The organism is Polyangiaceae bacterium (assembly GCA_020633205.1).
GTDB lineage: Bacteria > Myxococcota_A > Polyangia > Polyangiales > Polyangiaceae > JAHBVY01.
Genome location: JACKEB010000019.1, coordinates 202,640 through 219,951, shown reverse-complemented (window position 1 = coordinate 219,951; position 17,312 = coordinate 202,640). Strand labels below are relative to the sequence as shown.

The 17,312-nt window shown below is 63.7% G+C and carries 14 protein-coding genes; 8 read left to right on the top strand and 6 right to left on the bottom strand.

What is annotated here, in order from left to right; translation table 11 throughout:
* The 3 genes from orn to H6718_30660 all read right to left on the bottom strand — a co-directional run bounded on the left by orn (position 1) and on the right by H6718_30660 (position 3,773).
* Positions 1 to 552 (bottom strand): oligoribonuclease, encoded by a 552-nt coding sequence (orn, locus tag H6718_30670; GenBank protein ID MCB9589819.1) that lies wholly within the window; start codon positions 550 to 552, stop codon positions 1 to 3.
* A 99-nt stretch (positions 553 to 651) separates the two neighbouring features.
* Positions 652 to 1,446 carry a hypothetical protein gene (locus H6718_30665; GenBank protein MCB9589818.1) on the bottom strand — a complete coding sequence of 265 codons (795 nt, stop codon included), beginning with the start codon at positions 1,444 to 1,446 and terminating at the stop codon, positions 652 to 654.
* Between the two features lie 239 nt (positions 1,447 to 1,685).
* The gene (locus H6718_30660) at positions 1,686 to 3,773 is read right to left on the bottom strand and encodes a DUF1565 domain-containing protein (protein MCB9589817.1); all 2,088 of its coding nucleotides are present in this window, start codon (positions 3,771 to 3,773) and stop codon (positions 1,686 to 1,688) included.
* Positions 3,774 to 3,936: 163 nt separating this feature from the next.
* Here H6718_30660 and yhbY point away from each other — a divergent pair, with 163 nt between their 5' ends.
* Both yhbY and H6718_30650 read left to right on the top strand, forming a co-directional pair.
* Positions 3,937 to 4,233 (top strand): ribosome assembly RNA-binding protein YhbY, encoded by a 297-nt coding sequence (gene yhbY, locus H6718_30655; protein ID MCB9589816.1) that lies wholly within the window; start codon positions 3,937 to 3,939, stop codon positions 4,231 to 4,233.
* Between the two features lie 50 nt (positions 4,234 to 4,283).
* Positions 4,284 to 5,408, top strand: coding sequence for a teichoic acid biosynthesis protein (locus H6718_30650; protein ID MCB9589815.1), 1,125 nt, complete (start codon positions 4,284 to 4,286; stop codon positions 5,406 to 5,408).
* Between the two features lie 12 nt (positions 5,409 to 5,420).
* Here the strand turns inward: H6718_30650 and H6718_30645 are convergent, their stop codons facing one another.
* Positions 5,421 to 6,944, bottom strand: coding sequence for an NAD(P)/FAD-dependent oxidoreductase (locus H6718_30645; GenBank protein ID MCB9589814.1), 1,524 nt, complete (start codon positions 6,942 to 6,944; stop codon positions 5,421 to 5,423).
* A gap of 114 nt (positions 6,945 to 7,058) precedes the next feature.
* Between H6718_30645 and ruvC the strand changes: the two genes are divergently transcribed.
* Positions 7,059 to 7,646, top strand: a complete 588-nt coding sequence (gene ruvC / locus H6718_30640) for a crossover junction endodeoxyribonuclease RuvC (GenBank protein ID MCB9589813.1) — start codon at positions 7,059 to 7,061, stop codon at positions 7,644 to 7,646.
* 293 nt (positions 7,647 to 7,939) lie between these two features.
* Positions 7,940 to 8,653 carry an outer membrane lipoprotein carrier protein LolA gene (locus H6718_30635; GenBank protein MCB9589812.1) on the top strand — a complete coding sequence of 238 codons (714 nt, stop codon included), beginning with the start codon at positions 7,940 to 7,942 and terminating at the stop codon, positions 8,651 to 8,653.
* Positions 8,654 to 8,748: 95 nt separating this feature from the next.
* On the opposite strand, the gene H6718_30630 is transcribed toward H6718_30635, so the two are convergent.
* Positions 8,749 to 10,341, bottom strand: coding sequence for a PAS domain S-box protein (locus H6718_30630; protein MCB9589811.1), 1,593 nt, complete (start codon positions 10,339 to 10,341; stop codon positions 8,749 to 8,751).
* A gap of 44 nt (positions 10,342 to 10,385) precedes the next feature.
* Positions 10,386 to 11,210, bottom strand: a complete 825-nt coding sequence (locus H6718_30625; GenBank protein ID MCB9589810.1) for a formylglycine-generating enzyme family protein — start codon at positions 11,208 to 11,210, stop codon at positions 10,386 to 10,388.
* 405 nt (positions 11,211 to 11,615) lie between these two features.
* Here H6718_30625 and H6718_30620 point away from each other — a divergent pair, with 405 nt between their 5' ends.
* From H6718_30620 to H6718_30605, 4 genes are read left to right on the top strand one after another with little or no spacing between them, the layout of a single operon-like run.
* The gene (locus tag H6718_30620; GenBank protein MCB9589809.1) at positions 11,616 to 12,569 is read left to right on the top strand and encodes an ABC transporter ATP-binding protein; all 954 of its coding nucleotides are present in this window, start codon (positions 11,616 to 11,618) and stop codon (positions 12,567 to 12,569) included.
* Positions 12,566 to 13,312: an ABC transporter permease gene (locus H6718_30615; protein MCB9589808.1), complete on the top strand. Its 747-nt coding sequence runs from the start codon at positions 12,566 to 12,568 to the stop codon at positions 13,310 to 13,312. Before H6718_30620 ends, H6718_30615 begins: the two co-directional genes overlap by 4 nt.
* On the top strand, positions 13,312 to 15,069 hold the full coding sequence (locus H6718_30610; GenBank protein MCB9589807.1) for a GldG family protein: 1,758 nt from the start codon (positions 13,312 to 13,314) through the stop codon (positions 15,067 to 15,069). The genes H6718_30615 and H6718_30610 overlap by 1 nt, the downstream gene beginning before the upstream one ends.
* Positions 15,066 to 17,288, top strand: coding sequence for a DUF4340 domain-containing protein (locus H6718_30605; GenBank protein MCB9589806.1), 2,223 nt, complete (start codon positions 15,066 to 15,068; stop codon positions 17,286 to 17,288). The genes H6718_30610 and H6718_30605 overlap by 4 nt, the downstream gene beginning before the upstream one ends.
* Positions 17,289 to 17,312: the final 24 nt, after the last annotated feature.

The window sequence follows — 17,312 nt, the reverse complement described above, 5'->3', positions numbered from 1 at the left end:
CTATTCCTTGCGGAATAAATGTTCGCGATAGTGACTCAGCTCCGCCAAGGAGTTCTTGATGTCCACCAAGGCGTCGTGGGCGCCTGCCTCTGGCTTGATGAATTGCGCGGCATCGCCGTACCACAGCTTGGCTAGTAGCTTGAGGCTCGAAACATCGATGATGCGGTAGCTCAAGTACCCCGCGAGCATCGGCATGTAGCGCTCGATGAACTTCTTATCCTGGCCAACGCTGTTGCCGGCCAGTACCCCGGCGCGCAGCGGGCACCAGCCGGCGACGCGCTCGAAGAGCTCTCGCTCGGCGCGCCCCAGGTCCACGCTCGACTGACGTACTCGCTCCGTGAGTCCGGTCTTGGCGTGCATGTCACGCACGAACGGCGTCATCTGGGCGAGCGCCGACTCAGGCTGCCAGATGTCGCACACGTACTCTTCCAGAGGATTGAGCTGGCTGTCGGTGATGATCAGCGCCGCCTGGATGATCACGTCGCTCTGCGGGTCCAACCCCGTCATCTCGAGATCGATCCAAACCAGGTTCTCCGGGCTCTGAGTGCGCATCACCCGAACTTAACAAACTGCTGACCCCGCCGACAGCGCTCGTGGAAGCACGCCTGATCGCGCCGCGGTTCTACCGCTCGGGGTGTTGATTACCCCGCCTCAGAAGCATCCTGGGGACGGATGGTCTTCGACGATCACATCCGCTGGTGGAGCGTTGGGATCATCCGTGTAGACTGCGACCCACGAGCCGTATGATGAGACCCCGCAGTCGCTCGACGTGACCACACAGAGCTTCTCGTCGACCCGCTCAGCCTTATGAGCGAACCGCCAGGGTGCGTTGACGCTGTAGTATGCCTTCGGAAAGATCACGTCAGCCGTGACGTCGAGCGTGATCCAGTACATGCGCTGGACGTCATCACAGCAAGAGGGGTCGTGGGGGGTTGCGCCCAGGTGGACCCTGGCCGGGAGCTGGTGGAGCAGGATCTCACCGCGGTCTTCGGCGCAGGTGATCGAACAACCGTCGCTCACGTATCCGCACGCGTCCTCTCCGGTGCAGTCGACGGTTTCGAGATAGGGTCCACACGGGTCCGCGCCACCAGCCCCTGCTGCGCCACTGGCGCCGCCGGCGCTCACGCCGCCTGTGCTCGTTCCAGCGCTTCCGCTCGTCCCCGCAGCGCCCGCCGTCCCCCCGCTCCCTCCACCCGCGGTGCCCGCTCCGCCGTTGCTCGTCGTTCCAGCAGTTCCCGCCGCCCCACCTGCGCTCTGCGCGCACTCGCACTGGCTGCCGGCGTCCGCGCAAACTCGAATCCCCGAGGAGTTATCCGGACACTCGCAGGGCGTCCCCGCTTCACAGCTGGCGGGAGCCTCGGACTTGGAGTCACAACCTACGGCCAACCCGCACGCCAAGCTCAAGCAGCTGACCAGCGTTACCGAACGGAGCACGAAACGAAGCATGCTCCCGCAATAGTCATTGCACCTGCCGAATTCAACACGGTCTCATGGTTTGCGTATGGGAAGCGACAGGAAGCGAGCCCGGCTCACGTCTGCGTTCCCGTGCGATAAACGCTGCCACTTGCCCTCCCCAGTAGCCGTCGTTCTCGAGAAACACAAGACAACAGCGTCAGGGAAACGCTCCTGGGTTTCGATATGGGAACTGTGGCGCGTGGCAGATACGGACATCCGTTGCCGTGCGGTTAAGCCGAAGTTCTCCGCCGCCGGGTTGCGAGCCAGGCCACTCCCAGAGCGAACAGCCAGTCGCTGCCCGAGTGTCCACGGCTCGCTCGACAGCCACAGCCCCCGTCGTCACTGCCGCTCGTCGGCGCGGCAGCGTTTCCACCGGAATTGTTTCCGCCGCCGCTGGCGTTGCCCGCCGTGCTGCCACCGCTGCCCGCATTCGTCGAGCCGCCGGTTGCGCTGCCGCCGACAGCGCCATTGCCGCCGCTGCCACCTGCTGGGGAACCGCCCATCGAACCGAGTTCATACGCGCCCCGATCCGGCGCGTCGCCGACGTAGCCGTCGTTGATCCCCGGGATCACCAACGCGGAGTCGACAGCGGGGCTGCTGGGATTCGGGCGGAGATCGCTATCCACGTCCGGGGGCGCAAGGAGCCCGTTCGCTTCTTGTCCCGTGCCCTGGCTGAAGCTCATCAGGTCGTCGTAGCGGTCGTTCGCCGCCCCGTTGTACCAGGTGAAGAGTGATTGCGTATCCGTGGTGTACCAGAGGTCGTAGTCGAAGCTCGGGTGCTGGCTGCCCTGGTTGTAAGAGTCGAGCAGGCGCCCGCCAGCGTTCGCCACCAACAGGTTGTTCCTGAATACGATGTTGTCGATGGGCACCGAGTGCTCACCGGGGAAGTCGTACCAAAGGTTGAGTAGCGGACCAGTTGCCTCGCGGAAAATGGTGTTGTGGTAGAAGTACACGTTCCGCGTGAGGCTCTCGGGGTCCCCGTTGGTGTTCATTTTGACAGCGCCTTGCCCCCAAGCTCCGCGGATCACGTTCCGCATCACGAAATAGGGTCCTGGCAGAGCCGGAGCCATCGAGATGGGGTTTTCCGCATCGCGGAACACGTTGCCATAGACGCGCGCGTTCACGCAGATCCCGTCCAGCTCGACATCATCGTCGCGAGCGTCATACAGCTCGTTGTTCACCAGCTCGGCATCGTGATTCGTGAAGCCGAGGTTCGTGCCACCGGTGGCAAGCAACACATCGTCTCCCAGCGCAGCGAGCGCCCGCCCCTCAGCCTCATTGCCGCAAAGAACCACGTTGTCGACGTTGCCGTGGATACGATTGCCGACGACCACTGACGCCGCACCAGGATTGTTGTCGAACTGCACCCCGTAGTAGGTCTGGCCGGGGCAAGCCTGGTTGCTCGCCCCGGCGCAACTGCCGTCGTCGGAGTCGTAGATGTCATTGTTGCGGATCAGGTGTCGTCCACCAAGCGCTGCGCCGCCAGGGTACTCCGCGCTCTTGGTGACGAGCACGTTGTAGTGGCCGTTGTCGTGGATGTCGCAGTCCTCGACGATCACGTGGGCTGAAGAGTGGATGCGCACGCCCTTGCCGTCGGTGTCGTCGCCGCCGTTCCGCACTTCGAGCCCCGACAGCCAGACGTGGCTGGAAGCGCTGATGTCCACGACTGAACCTGAGCCACTGCCCGCGCCTTCAAGGATGGGTCTCTCGTCTGGATTATCCGCGCGGATAATAAAGGGTGAGCCCTCGCTGCCAGTAACGCCCTGGATCTGAATCGGCGCGTAGGTCCCGGCGCCAACGCGGATCTCGTCCCCCGGCGCAGCGAGGTCGATGGCGTGTTGGATGGTCGCGAAGGGTTCGGACTGGCTCCCGCTGGCTTGGTCACTGCCTCCAACGGCAACATAGAAGGTTCGGTTGGGGGTGAGGGCACTAGGCCATGCGCGAGTCGTGGCGGTGATCGCCATGCTCGGCATACCCGTGACGCCGTCGGGGTCCTGCAGCGTCACCGTGACCTCTCCGCTGCTGCCAGGGTTCAACCCAAAGGCGCTGGTCGCCCAATTTCGGCCGTCATAGCGCACCGGCGGGTGCAGCGTTCGGCTGCCCGAGGCGTCCTGGTATTCGACGCTGAAGCTCTCGTTGCCGTTCGCCCCGTCCAGCGTGATCAGCAATCCGAAGGTCTCGTAGCTCGGGGTCATGATGACGCCACGCAGTTCCGCAGCGCGAGCGCTGCTGCACCAGAGCAATGCGCTTGCGAGTCCAAGCGCAGCGGTGACCGACGGACCGACTCCACCTGCGCGCCGAGCTTTCAGACGTCTCATGGGTGGAGCATAGAGGATCTACCTGGCGCCTACAGGTGCCAGGCGCTAGCGTGCGCGCCCCATGGCCATCGCCAAGAAGCCGACCCGCGCAGCAGCGTCCAAGACCAAGGCCCCCTCCAAGCCGACCAAGAAGGCTGGGGGCAAGCCTGCTCCGCGCCGCAAGATCGAACTCACCGGCGCGCAGAAGAGCTACCTGCGCGGGCTCTCCCACGAGCTGAAGCCTGTGGTGCAAATCGGGCATGCGGGGCTGACCGAAGGCGTCGTGCGTCAGATCGACGAAGCGCTCGAGACCCACGAGTTGATCAAGGTGAAGCTCGCCAAGGAAGCCCCGCTCGAGCCGGCGGAGGCAGGGGAGCCGCTGGAGAAGCAGCTCACAGCCAACGTTGCGCAGCGTATCGGGCGCATCCTCGTGCTCTACCGTCCCCGCGCCAAAGAGCCGACAATCAAGCTTCCGCGCTAGCGATCGCGCGGCGGCTGCGCGTGGCGCAGAAGTTCTTGTAGCATCTGCCCATGCGGATCCTTTACGGGGTTGTGGGTGAGGGGATGGGACACGCGACGCGCAGTCGCGTGATCCTCGAGCACCTGGTTCGGCGGGGGCACCAGATCAAGGTCGTGGTAAGCGGTCGCGCGCATCGTTTCCTGACGGAGCGCCTGGCGCATCACGAGTCGGTGAGCATCGAGGAAATCCACGGATTGAGTCTCACCTACGTGGGCAACCGCGTGGACAAGAGCGAGAGCGTCAAGAAGAACATCAAGGCCGCTGCGAAGGGCATCCGAAAGAACCTCGACGTCTACCGCAAGGTCGCCGAAGCCGGCTTCGAGCCAGAGCTGGTGATCAGCGACTTCGAGTCGTGGGCGGCGTTCTATGCTCTGAACCATTTCCTCCCGGTAATCAGCATCGACAACATGCAGGTGATCAACCGCTGCAAGCACCCGGCCGAGGTGATCGGCAAGAAGTCTCAGAACTATCGCATCACCAAGTTCGCGGTGAAGACGAAGATCCCCGGCGCCTATCACTATCTGGTGTCGAGCTTCTTCTTCCCCAAGGTTCGCAAGAAGCGCACGACGCTGGTGCCGCCGATCTTGAGAAACGAGATCCTCGAAGCGAAGCGCGAGCCCGGCTCCCACGTCCTCGTCTACCAAACGGCGAGCGCTAACGAGAAGTTGGTCCCGGCGCTGCAGCAGCTACCCTACGAGTTCCGACTCTACGGGATGGGACGTGAGGCTACGGAGGGGAACGTGAGCTTGCGAAGCTTCTCGGAGAGCGGCTTCGTCGAGGACTTGCGCACGGCGCGCGCGGTGATCACCGGCGGCGGCTACACCTTGATGAGTGAGGCAGTTCACTTGGGGGTTCCGGTGCACTCCGTTCCCGTGGAGCAACAGTTCGAGCAGGAGCTCAACGCCCGCTGGTTGGCGCACCTTGGCTACGGCACCTGGAGTCCAACGCTCGAGGTCGACAAGATCCGTCACTTCATAGAGAACAGCGCAACCTACGCCAAGGCGCTGGAGAGCTATCCGCGCCAAAACAACAACATGCTGTTTCGCCTCGTGGACGAGCTAATTGAGCGACGCGCCCGCGGAGAGAGCCGCCCCGTGCGCTTGGACTCCGCGTCCATGGGCGCCTACGACGAGTGATGTCTTCGCCTCTCAGGCGATGTCTTTCATCGCCATGTGTGCAGCGTTGAAGCCGCACATTCCGTGCACACCTGCGCCGGGGTGCGCATAGCTCGAACACAGGTAGAGCCCCTTGACTGGCGTACGGTAACGGAAATACGGAAACACCGGCCGCCAGATGAACTGGCGATGCCAGGCGTTTGAACCGCCGCCCAGATCCCCGCCGACGAGGTTCGCGTCCATCGCCTGCAAGTCGGGTGGCGCCACGGCGCGCCGCCCGAGCACCTGCTTCTTGAACCCGGGAGCTAGACCTTCGATGCGTTCCTCGACTTGGTCGGCGAAGCGCTCCTTTTGGCTCTCCCAGCCGCCTTCGACACTCGGCGGGACTCGGGAGTACGCCCAAAGCGTTTGCTTGCCGTCGGGCGCGCGGCTTGGATCGGCGAGGCTCTGTTGGCCGATCACCAGGTAGGGGTTTTCAGGAATGTTCCCGTCCCGGACTACCTTCGTGAAGCGGCTCAAGTCGGTCAGGCTGTCCCCGGCGTGCACCACCGCGCTCTTGTGGGCCAGGGGCTCTGTCCAAGGCACCGGCGCGTCCAGTGCCCAGTCCAGCTTGAACGTTCCCCATCCGTGGGGAAACGACTTCATGCGCTTGATGACTCGGGCCGATACCTGGTCGTCTTTCAGGAGGTCCAGGTAGAGCGACGGCGCCGCGGTGTTGGCCAGGATCATGTGGGAAGCCCGGATCTCCTCACCCCCAACCAGGCGAACTGCTGCAGCACGGCCGCCTCTGACGATGACCTCTTCTACCTGTGCGCCCAGGCGTAGCTTGCCACCGTGAGACTCGAGGATGCGCACCAGTGTGTCCGTTATGGCTTGAGCTCCTCCGCGCGGAACCGGATAACCACCGGTCACTGCCGTGAGGCCGAGCATGTAGCCAAGGCCCGCGCCGAAGACGTCGTCTGGGCCCACGTCCACGTGTAGGGCGAGTCCGGGCAACACGCGGCGGGCGGCCTCGCTCTTGAAGAGCCGGGAAGACAACCCGCGACCGCTCGACGCCAGGATGCGCGTCAACTTGAGCAGGTTGAACAGGCCAAGTTTGAACAACGGACCGAGCGTCGGGAAAGGCCCGAGCAGAAACCCCAAGATGTGGCGCTCAGCGCCGCGATGCCAGCGAGCGAGCTTGCGCCACGCAGCTCCGTCCTCCGGGCTACCGAAGTGTTCCGCCGTGATGTCATCGTTGCGCGAGATCGCAGCGACGGTTCCGTCGGGGGCTGGATGGCAGCTCTCCAATTCCGCATGGCACCACGTCAGGCCATTGCCCACGAGGTCGAGGTGCTTGAAGGCGGGGCTAGTCTTGCCGAAGGGAAAAAACGCGGCGCCGACGTCGTGGATGTAGCCCGGTCGGGTGGCGATCTCCGAACCGAGCGCGCCGCCGGGGCGCTTCGGGTTCGCCTCCAGGAGCAGTACGCGATAGCCGTTTTCTGCGAGGATGCAGGCAGCGACCAGACCGTTTGGTCCCGACCCGATCACGATTGCTTCAGGATCTCGCGTGCTCACTCAGTTCGCCTCTCGGGGGACTGTATGAGGCAAGGCTCGTCCGTCGAAAGGGGAAAGGCGCAAAACGGGGGCTTCAAACTTTCGCTTTGGGGCGCGGACTGGTATCGGTTGGAGGTGCTCGCGATTGGCTTCGACCCAGGCACGCGGAACCTCGGCTGGGGGCTCGTCCGGCGTGAGGGCAATCGCATCAGTCACGTCGCCCATGGCGTGTTGCGCCTCGATCCGCAGGCATCGCTGGCGAACCGCTTGTGTGTGATTGACCAAGGCATCGCGCAGCTGTTGTCGACCCATGGACCGGATGTCGGCTCCGTGGAGAGCATCTTCTTCAACAAAGACGCGCAGGCTGCAGCCAAGCTAGGACACGCGCGCGGAGTGATTCTGCTCGGGTTGGCGCGCGCTGGGCTCGATGTCTTCGAGTACCCGCCCGCCCGCGTGAAGCGCACGGTCACTGGCAATGGCCAAGCCGAGAAGCGCCAGGTGGCGCAGATGGTGAAAGCCATGTTGGCGCTCGGCGATTTGCCCCCGGCGGATGCCGCAGATGCGTTGGCCATTGCCATCACGCACCTGAGGCTCGGGCCGCTCGCACGCGATGACTCGAACGCCGCGAAGGTTTTGGCTGCCCTCGGTAGCGCACGTGGGCGGAGCCGCCAGAGTCGCGCTGCGTTGGCCAAGCTCGCCCTGAAGCAACGCGCTGCTCGCTGACAAGCCTGCCGAGTCGAGCCGTGAGGCGATGCTGCGTGGGCTGTGCCGCGCGGTGAGCCAGCTTGCCCCGCGCGAGCGTCTAGGCGCGTGGATCTCGGAGCGCTTGCTGAGCCTTGGAATGCCGCCCCTGGGAAACGTGTTAAGCCAACTCCTCGAGGTGTAAGTATTCGACGACAGTGGTGTTTTTAGGCGAATGCGAGGCGGGGACAGCCCGTCTGTCCCCCTGAAAGCGCGACCTGGCTTGCCAGGTTGCTGGCTCCCAAGTACGGGGCCGAGAAGGAATCGAAGAGAGCATGCAGACGAAGAAGCACTGGATCGCCTACGCGCTGTGCGTCGCCCTCGGCGGGTTGACTGTCTCCGGCGCCCCCAACGTTGCTGAGGCCCAAACCGCTGCCAAGCCGGCGGATTCCAAGGCGAAGAAGGGCCCGCGCTCCAAGGAGATCGCCAAGCGCGTTCAGGATTTCTACGACAAGACGAAGACCTTCCAAGCGGGCTTCAAGCAGCGCTACTGGATCAAGAAGTACAACAAGTACAAGAACAGCAACGGTCAGGTGGTGTTCGAGAAGCCCGGCAAGATGAGCTGGCGCTACAAGAACAACGGCAACCGAGTGGTCTCCGACGGCAAGAAGATCAAGGTCTACGAAGCCGAGGAGAAGCAAATGTACGAGCAGGATATCGACAAGAGTCAGTATCCCGCAGCCCTCGCGTTCCTCACCGGCAGCGGCAGCCTGCGCAAGGCGTTTCGTCTGCGCAAGCTAGACGCCAAGCGCATGAAGTTCGAAGGCGGTTATGTGCTGCTGGGCAAGCCGCGCAAGCCCACGCCCGCGTACACCAAGGTGCTGTTCTACATCGACGGCAAGACCAGCCAGGTGCGTCGCGTGATGCTGATCGATGCGGAAGGTAACCGCAACACCTTCGACTTCCTGTCTCCCACGGTGAACAAGGAGACCCCGAAGGGCGAGTTCGAGTTCAAGCCCCCGGCGGGCACCAAGGTGATCAAGCCCTGAGCTGACTCACAACTCGAACCACGAGGGCGGTCTGTTGCCGAGAGGCACTGGCCGCCTTCGCGCGTTTGTCGTCCAGGTTTCAGGCTGCTTGAGCTTCAAGCCTTCCGCAGCCGCAAGCGAAAGCGCGTGTACTGCTCGGGCTCGCTCTCCACGGAGATATCCCCACCCGCGCCTTTGATGATGTTGTGGCAGATGGACAGGCCGAGCCCAGTGCCAACGCCTACAGGCTTCGTGGTGAAGAACGGATCGAAGACGCGACCTATCGCTTCCGCAGGGATGCCACAGCCGTTGTCTTCGATCAGGAGCTCCACTTCGCTCCCGCGTTCCTCTGCGGTGATCAAGATGCGGTTCTCCGCGAGGGGGCGCGCCGGGAGCGCCTGGGCTGCGTTGACCAGCAGGTTGATGAACACCTGCGCCAGCCGCGACTCATTGCCTTCGACGAACAGACCTTGGGGCACGTCGACTACGAGCGTTGCACGGTGTTTGACCTCGTTGTGGGTCATATTGAGGGCGCTCTTGAGCACGCTCGCCAAGGCCACCGAGCCGGTGTGGTCTTGCTTCTCCCTGGAGAATGTCTTCAGGTCTTGGACGATGCCGCGCACGCGTTCTGCGCCAGCCTTCGCTTCTTCTGTCGCCTCGATCAGCTCGTGGAGTACTTCGGGGTCAACGCCAGAGGAGATGCGCGCGAGCTCCTCCAGTACGTAGTCGAGGTTCGCCGTGATGTACGCGAGGGGGTTGTTGATCTCATGCGCCACACCGGCGGCGAGCGTGCCGAGGGACGCCAGGCGGTCGGCGACCTCGAGCTGCATCTGCATCTGCTTGCGCTCAGTGACGTCCTCGATCAGCAACACGCCGCGCGGCCTGCCTTGCTCTTCGACGCGAGACCCTTGCAGCTCGAGCCACACCTTGCGCTCGCCGTTCGTACTCGCGCGTACGCAAATGGGCACGCTGCCCTGGCTGCGATCGTCAAACACCGCGCGAAGCAGCGCCTCGAGTTCCGCCTGATGGTCCGGGTGGATTTGCTCGTTGAAGGGCTCCCCGTTGAGCTCGGTTTGGCTCACGTCGAGGACGCGCGCGAGGGCCAGGTTGTAGCGGAGTATGCTGCCGGCAGAATCGATGACGACGATGCCTAGGCGTGCCTCGTTGAATACCGCACGGAAACGAGCTTCTGAGGCGGCGAGCGCGCTCTGGGCGGCGCGCTGTTCCGTGACGTCGTCTTGCACGATCAGGACGCAGGGGTCGCCGCCCACCTCGATGATCTGGCAGGTGGTGCTCAATTGGCGTAGGTGGCGCTGCTTGGTGAACCACGCGACCTGGACGTTGCGTAGAAACCCTCGGCTCCTGAGCTGCGCTTCATGTTCCGGACTGAAACACTGTTTGCCGCACACTCCCACGTCACTCGGGCGGTGCCCGATGAGGTCGGCTCGGCGAAACCCAAAGAGATCGAGGAAGGCGTCGTTTGCGTCGACGAAGCGACCGTCGGCGAGCCGCACGATGCTCATGGGCATGGGCGACGCGAGGAAGATCTGCACGAAGCCCATCGCAGACTCGCCGTAGGTCATGCGCGGCGTTGCCGCTGGTAGACTCACGATGCGGCTGTGAGGCTCCATCTCGAGGTACCCAGCCGACTGATCGGCTGCCGGCTCGGGTGGCGCGGGCGGTGCGGAGTTGGCGGCGGCAGAAGACATCCCGGAACGAATCAGATGGACGGCCACCACTGCCCAAACTTGAGCTACTCAGGGCTGGTTTTTTGCGCAGGCTTTTCCGCTTGACGCACACTAGCAGGCTCGGTCTTTGCGCAGCGGAATCCCGCCATCACCAGGCGCCAGCTGCCGGGATGGTGTACCCGGTTCGTCACCCTCAAGCCCCGCGTGTGGTAGTTGAACGCGCCGCCGCGCAGCACGCGATCACAGCCCTCGGGGATTGGGTTCGTCCCTGTGAAGCCTTGCATCCCCTCGCGTCGCAGCATGTCCTGAGTCGCCTTGATCTGCTCGCAGCTGCCAGGGACGCCCTTGTCAGCTGTATCCCTGCGGTAAGCGTAAGGGTCGTAGTAGTCCTCCATCCACTCCCAGACGTTCCCGGCCATGTCGAGGTTGCCGTATGGCCCAGCGCCTTGGGGGTAGGAGCCCACGGCTTCGGTCACCTGTCGACCCCACACGCCGTGCTGCTTTCCGTCGGGCGCATCATTCCCCCAGGGAAACGTGCGGTCCTCGGCGCCACCACCGGGCCCTGGCCCGCGGGCTGCCTTTTCCCATTCGGCCTCGCTGGGCAGGCGCTTGCCCTTCCATTCGCAGAAGCTCTTCGCGTCGTCCCAGCTGACGCCGACCACTGGTTGTTGGTCCCCGCGGAACTGACGGTCGGCGCCATAGGTCGCCCATGGGCCGGCCTTGTAGGGGCGACACACCTTCTCGTCCATGCAGGCCCGATAGGCCGCATTGGTGACCTCGGTCTTGTCGAGCCAGTAGGCTGCGAGCGTCACCACATGTGCGGGATGTTCGTCTTGCTCACCGCCGCTGTCCGCACCCATGGTGAACGGCCCCGCGGGAATGCGCGCCATATCTGGCGGCGGTTCCGGCGGCGGGGGTGGCTCGGCAGCGGCCGCGGTCGCCTCGCTTGCGTCGCTCGTGGTGGACGCTGACGGAGCAGGCTCTACTGTGTCTGCTGTGTGGGGCGTTCCGTTGGCCGCGGTCGTGGGTGCGGTCCCGGGGGGCGCTGCAACGGGCTCTGGTCGGTCGTGAGAGCACGAGCAACCTAAGCCTAGCAGCAGGACCAAGGCAGGGACGAAACGCCCAGGGTTGGCGGTTTCGCCCAGCATGCCGGCATCAGTCGAGAGACCTCGCATGGCGCTGTTCTCGCATTGCGGGGCGCTCGGGGACAAGTCAGCGCCCGATCGGCGTTGCTCTCCCCCAAACCCTAGCCGGAAGGTCCCCGGATTGCGCTCTTCGTGCTATGGCCGCGTCGGATGATCCACGCCGAAAACCTGACGAAAGACTACGGCACGGTGGTTGCTGTAAAGCGCCTGTCGTTCGACGTCGGCAAGGGCGAAGTCGTAGGGTTCCTTGGGCCCAACGGAGCCGGCAAGAGCACGACGTTGCGCATGCTGGCGGGCTTTCTGGGACCGACCGAGGGCCGCGTCGAAATCGGGGGCTTCGATATCCAGTCCGCATCTGAGCAAGCGCGCGCACAGATTGGCTACATGCCGGAGTCATCACCGCTCTACCCGGAGATGCGCGTCGGTGAGTACCTGGCTTTCCGCGCGCACTTGAAGCGTGTGGCGCGCAAGGAGCGCAAGGCCGCAGTCGAGCGCGCGATGGAGCTGGCAGTGGTCACCGAGATGCGGGACACGCTGATTCAGCATCTGTCCAAAGGCTACCGTCAGCGTGTCGGGCTAGCCGACGCGCTGGTCAGCAATCCCCCGCTCTTGATTCTGGACGAACCCACTGCCGGTCTGGACCCAAACCAGATCCGTGAAGTGAGGCGGGTGATCAAGGGCCTGGGCGAAGAACACACGATCCTGCTCTCCACGCATATCCTCCCGGAAGTGGAGTCGACATGCGATCGCGCGCTGGTGATCGACCGCGGCAAGCTGGTTGCCCAGGGCACGATCGAGGAGCTACGGGCGCTGCGGGCAGCCGACGCCGCTGTCTTGGTGGTGAGGGACGCTGACAAGCAAGCGCTCCCATTGCTCAAGCAGCGTGGCGACATCGAGCGCGTGAAGCAGCAGGCAGACGCCGGACGCGACGCGGGCATGCTGCGCATCACCTTCGACTTCAAGCAGCCGGAGCGCGGTGGTGAGGTGCTCGAGTCCATCGTGGCCGAGCTGGTCGGTTTGGGAGTGGGGGTGAGGGAGGCCGCGCCCCGCAAGGCGAGCTTGGAAGACGTCTTTGCTCAGCTCACCGGAGTGGAGGACGAATGAGCGGCTTCCTCGCAATATACCGCAGGGAAATGTTGAGCCTGTGGGTGTCACCCCTGGCGTGGATCCTGCTGTTCGTGTTCCTGATGATTCAGGGCGTGAGCTTCTACCTCATGGTGGAGCACTTCGCGAACTTCAGCGGAGCCACCATCGACTACGGCCCGGTCGCTGCGTACTTTGGCCAGTCAATCTTCATCCCGATTTCGCTGATCATCCTCTGCCCGGCGTTGACCATGCGCCTATTCGCGGAGGAGCGCCGCTCCGGCACCATCGAGACGCTGCTTACGGCGCCGGTGTCAGCTTGGGGAGTGGTCCTTGGTAAGTACCTGGCGACGCTCACGACGTACGTGCTGATTTGGGCGCCGACGCTGCTCTACGTGATCATCCTGCGCAAGACCGGCACCATCGACTGGCCTGTCGTTGGCGCAAGCTATCTTGGTGTGTTTGGGATCGGCGCGGCCTATCTGTCGTTGGGCATGCTGATGAGCGCGCTCTCGAAGAGCCAGTTGATTTCGCTCATCCTCTCGCTGCTCTTCATCTTTGGGCTCTTCATCCTGGGCATTGGCGAATACGTGTTCGCGCCCGGTCCCTTCAGAGACTTCTGCGGTCACGTCTCCGTGTTTAGCCAGCTCGTCGACTTCTCGAAGGGCATCGTCGACCTACGTCGCGTGGTGTTCGATCTGACGTTGATGGGATTGCCGCTCTTCCTCACGGCGCGGGTCGTGGACTCGTGGAGGTGGGACTGATGGCCACCAAAAAGAAGAAGTCAGCCCAGCCCGCCAAGGCCGCGGAGCAAGCGTCGGCGAAGAACCCGCCGAAGAGCGACAAGTCCGAGAACGCCGAAGCGAAATCGAGCAAGTCGAAATCGAGCAAGGGGACGCCAAACAAGAAATCGAGCGCTACGAAGCTGGCCTCAGACGAAGCCAGCGAGGACTCCAAAGAGCCGAAGTCGGAGAAGTCGGCTCAGCCACGCATCGCATCTCCACGGCGCGGTGCGCGGGTGTTTACAGCGGTGGGTGTGCTTAGCGCAGCCTTGATCGCGGTGAGCCTCAACTTGCTCGTCAGCCGCTTCTACAAGCGCTGGGACTGGACGAGCTCAGGGCTCTACACGTTGAGCCAGCCAACCCTCGACACGCTGCACGGCCTCGATCAGCCCATCGACGTCATCGTGTTCCTGTCTCGAAGCGACAACATGCGAGTCAGCGTCGAACACATGCTGACCGCCTACGGCGCCGAGACCCGCGAGCTTCGCATTCGCTACGTCGATCCCGACCAGAACCCCGCGGAGTTCCTGGCGCTGCAAAGAGAGTACGACATCAACGAGATGACCACTGACGAGGGTCGCTTGGTGTCCGAGACGGCCATCGTCGTCGCGCGTGGCAAGAAGCACTGGTACGTCACCTCCGACGACATCATCGCGTACGACGAATCTGGCGCGGTCAAGCCCAAGCTCGAGCAGGCCCTGACCGTTGCCCTGCGGAATGTCATTGGTAGCCAGACGACGCGTGTGTGTTTTACCAGCGGCAACGGGGAACCGAGCATCGACTCCGGCGCGGGCGATGGCATGGCGGAGCTGAAGTTCCGCATCCAGCACGATAACTACGAGGTCGAGACCCTGGACCTCACCCACGCTGACTGGAACAAGCAGCTGGTTGACTGCCAAGTGGTGGTCGCGGCGCCGCAGGTGGCTATCGAGCGCGACAAGGTGGATCACCTCGAGCGTTGGTTTGTCGCTGGCGGCAATCTGCTCTTGCTACTCAATCCAATCCTCTCGGATGACGAACCTCGGATCCTTCCGAGCGGCTTGGAGTCTTTGACCGAGCGCGCTGGCGTCAGTCTCGGCAACGATCTCGTGATCGAGGACTCTCCAAAGCTGAAGCTCACCAGCACCGGTGAGGTGTTCCTGGTGGAAGCATCCCGCCACGACATCACCCGTGGCCTGTTCTCCAGCAAAGACGACACCACGACGCCGCTGATCTTCAAGATCGCGCAGTCGCTCGGCAAGACCGCGTCGAGCACTGCCGACGTGCTCGCTACATCGAGCGGCACCGCGTTCACGATCAAGGACGTGAAGAGCTTCCTTCAGGCGCGCCAGCCACCGACCAAGGATGACAGCTCGAAGAGCGGTCCGTTCCCGGTGGCGCTGGCTGCGGAGCTACCCAAGCCGAACGGAAGCGATGCGGGGCACGGTCCACGTATGGTCGTTGTGGGCACCTCGAGCATCGCGCTCAACGACAACTGGCGCACCCCCGCGTTGGCTCCCAACGCCGCGTTCGTCACGAGCTCGCTGTCTTGGCTCGCAGCACGGCCGCCGATCGTCGATGTCCCGGAAAAGCAGAGCCACGACGTCGGCTTGAACCTCACGGAAGAGTCTCAGAGTGACGTCGCGCAATACGTCCTCCTGTACATGCCCCTCGCCAGCCTGCTCATCGGCGGCTTCGTCATGTACCGGCGCCGCAGCACCGAACGTAAATCGCGTCGCCGTGAGGAGGATGACGCGTGAGCTTCGTGCGGCGCCATCTGTCGAACATCGTGCTCGCGGTGATCGCGATTGGCCTCGTGGTGACGCTGATCGTCACCCAGGGCAGCGTGACCACGAATGAGAAGACCGCGCGCGAGCGCAACGTGCTGAAGGCATTTCGGGAGCCTGAAGTCAGTCGACTGGAATTGCTGCGTGGAAAAGAAACGGTGGTGCTCAAGCGCAGCCAACCCAAGGACTCGGGGGTCGACCACTGGGACTTCGAGCAGCCATTTCAGGAGCGCGCGGACGACGGTGAAGTCGACGACTACGTGAGCACGCTGCAGTTCGCTGAGTTCTCCCGCCGCATCAAGCCGGAGGAGGTGGATCGCGCTGCCTTCGGCTTGGACGCGCCGCGCCTAACCATCCGGCTCCAAATGGGCGAGATCGACTACGAGCTGCTGCTCGGGAAAAACGCCGTTAGCCCAGCTGACAGCGCCTACCTCGAGGTTCGAGGCAAAGGTGCTCCGGACCCCGGCGTCGTGATCATCGGCAAAGGGCTCATCGCACAGCTAGATCAAGACGCCGCTCACTTTCGCACCCGCGATCTGGTGCCGTACCTGAGCGTCGCGCTCAAGACGCTCGAGCTCCAAGGCGCCGGAGGAGAGCGGCGCCTGGTGCGTCCCACGGGGGAGCACGCCTGGGACGGCTGGCGGTTCGACGGCATGCAGGGCAACCTGCGTGTGGACAAAGCAAACCTCGACCACGTGCTCAGCCAGTTCGCGGATCTCAACGCGGACAGCTTCCTGGAAGTGAAGCAGGCCGAGGCAGCGCTGAAGGATGCGGAGAGCGTGCGTATCCGCATGGTCCCAAAGAAGGACGGCAGCGCCATCGCTACCTTGGAGGTCGGCGGCGTGTGTCCCAACGGAAAGGGTGTGGTGGCGTTGCGGCGCGACCCCGATCCACTCGCAGGTTGCGTACCTCAGAGCTTGATGGAGGGCCTGGAGACGCCAGCAAAAGACCTCGTCGATCGCCATGCGTTCGCCGTGCGAGCCGACGAAGTCGAGAGCTTCGTCGTTGAACACGGCAAGCAAAAGCTCGAGATCCTGCGCAAGGACAACGGTTTCGTCATGCGCTCTCCCCAGAGTGGTGACATCGACGGAGCGCTGGGTAACGAGCGCCTGAAGCAAATCACCGACGCCTTGGGAGAGATCGTGCCCGAGCCAGACCTGGAGAAGCTTGGGCTCAAGCCGCCCGCAGGCAAGGTCGTGCTACGGGTCGTTGGCAAGGATGCGACGGGACTGGTGGAGCACCGCATCTCCCTGAGCAAGCCGGATGCAGACGGTGCTGTGTACGCGCTGCGCGAGGCGGATGGCGGCGTGCTCAAGCTGGGGGCAGAGGTAGCGCGGCTGTTCAAGGCGGACTCCACGCTGGTCCGCAAACGGGAAGTCCTGAACCTCGACCGCCAGCAGCTCAAGAGCGTTCACATCGAGGCCGAGAGCGCCTTCGGGCACATCTCTCAGACGCTCAATCGTGCGGAGGATGGCACCTACGAACTGGTGAAGCCCGCGAAGTTGGGCCACGACGCGGGGCTGACCAGCGACCTGGTCGACGGGCTCTTGACCCTGAACGCCGAGCGTTGGGTCGCCGATGAGGACGACGGCAGCTTCGGCCTGGACAAGCCCAGCGCGAAGCTCAAGCTCGAGACGTATCCCCATGGAGACAAGAAAGCATTCAGCTTCGAGCTAGTCGTCGGCGCGGAGACAGCCGGGGGCGCCTACGCGAGTGTGGGAGGCGATCCGGCGGTGTTCATTTTGCCTCGGAGCACTCAGGAGGCGATCGCCACCTGGCTGATTGACCGCTCACTCTTGATGCTCGAACCAAACGAGCTGGTTCGGGTCACTCTGAAGCGCGGCGGACAGACCTGGGTACTCAAGAAGGACGGCGAGCGCTTCGTGCTCGAATCCGGAGAACTCTCTGCAGAGAAGATCGCGCAAATCATCGAGTTGCTCTCGGTGGCGCGCGCAGAGGCCGCGCTGCACCTCGGCGCGCCGCGCCCCCAGGAAGGCTTCCGCGAACCGAGCTTGATCGTCGATGCCGAGCGGCTACCCGCGCGGGGCGATCGCTCCACCCCAATTCACTTGGAGTTCGGTGCTGGAGACGCGTGGCGAGGGACGAGCGTCTTCTACGCGCGCCGCAAGGGCTTCGACTGCACCTTCGCGATCGCTCGTGGCCGTGTGCAGCCCATCCTCGATTCGCTCTGAGTCCCCGGAGAAGGTAAGCGCCCC

Bases quoted from the DNA above. Each gene is read 5' to 3' on its own strand.
- orn (MCB9589819.1), bottom strand. From the start codon at position 552: ATGCGCACTCAGAGCCCGGAGAACCTGGTTTGGATCGATCTCGAGATG.
- H6718_30665 (MCB9589818.1), bottom strand. From the start codon at position 1,446: ATGCTTCGTTTCGTGCTCCGTTCGGTAACGCTGGTCAGCTGCTTGAGC.
- H6718_30660 (MCB9589817.1), bottom strand. From the start codon at position 3,773: ATGAGACGTCTGAAAGCTCGGCGCGCAGGTGGAGTCGGTCCGTCGGTC.
- H6718_30650 (MCB9589815.1), top strand. From the start codon at position 4,284: ATGCGGATCCTTTACGGGGTTGTGGGTGAGGGGATGGGACACGCGACG.
- H6718_30635 (MCB9589812.1), top strand. From the start codon at position 7,940: ATGCAGACGAAGAAGCACTGGATCGCCTACGCGCTGTGCGTCGCCCTC.
- H6718_30630 (MCB9589811.1), bottom strand. From the start codon at position 10,341: ATGTCTTCTGCCGCCGCCAACTCCGCACCGCCCGCGCCACCCGAGCCG.
- H6718_30625 (MCB9589810.1), bottom strand. From the start codon at position 11,210: ATGGCGCGCATTCCCGCGGGGCCGTTCACCATGGGTGCGGACAGCGGC.
- H6718_30620 (MCB9589809.1), top strand. From the start codon at position 11,616: ATGATCCACGCCGAAAACCTGACGAAAGACTACGGCACGGTGGTTGCT.
- H6718_30615 (MCB9589808.1), top strand. From the start codon at position 12,566: ATGAGCGGCTTCCTCGCAATATACCGCAGGGAAATGTTGAGCCTGTGG.
- H6718_30610 (MCB9589807.1), top strand. From the start codon at position 13,312: ATGGCCACCAAAAAGAAGAAGTCAGCCCAGCCCGCCAAGGCCGCGGAG.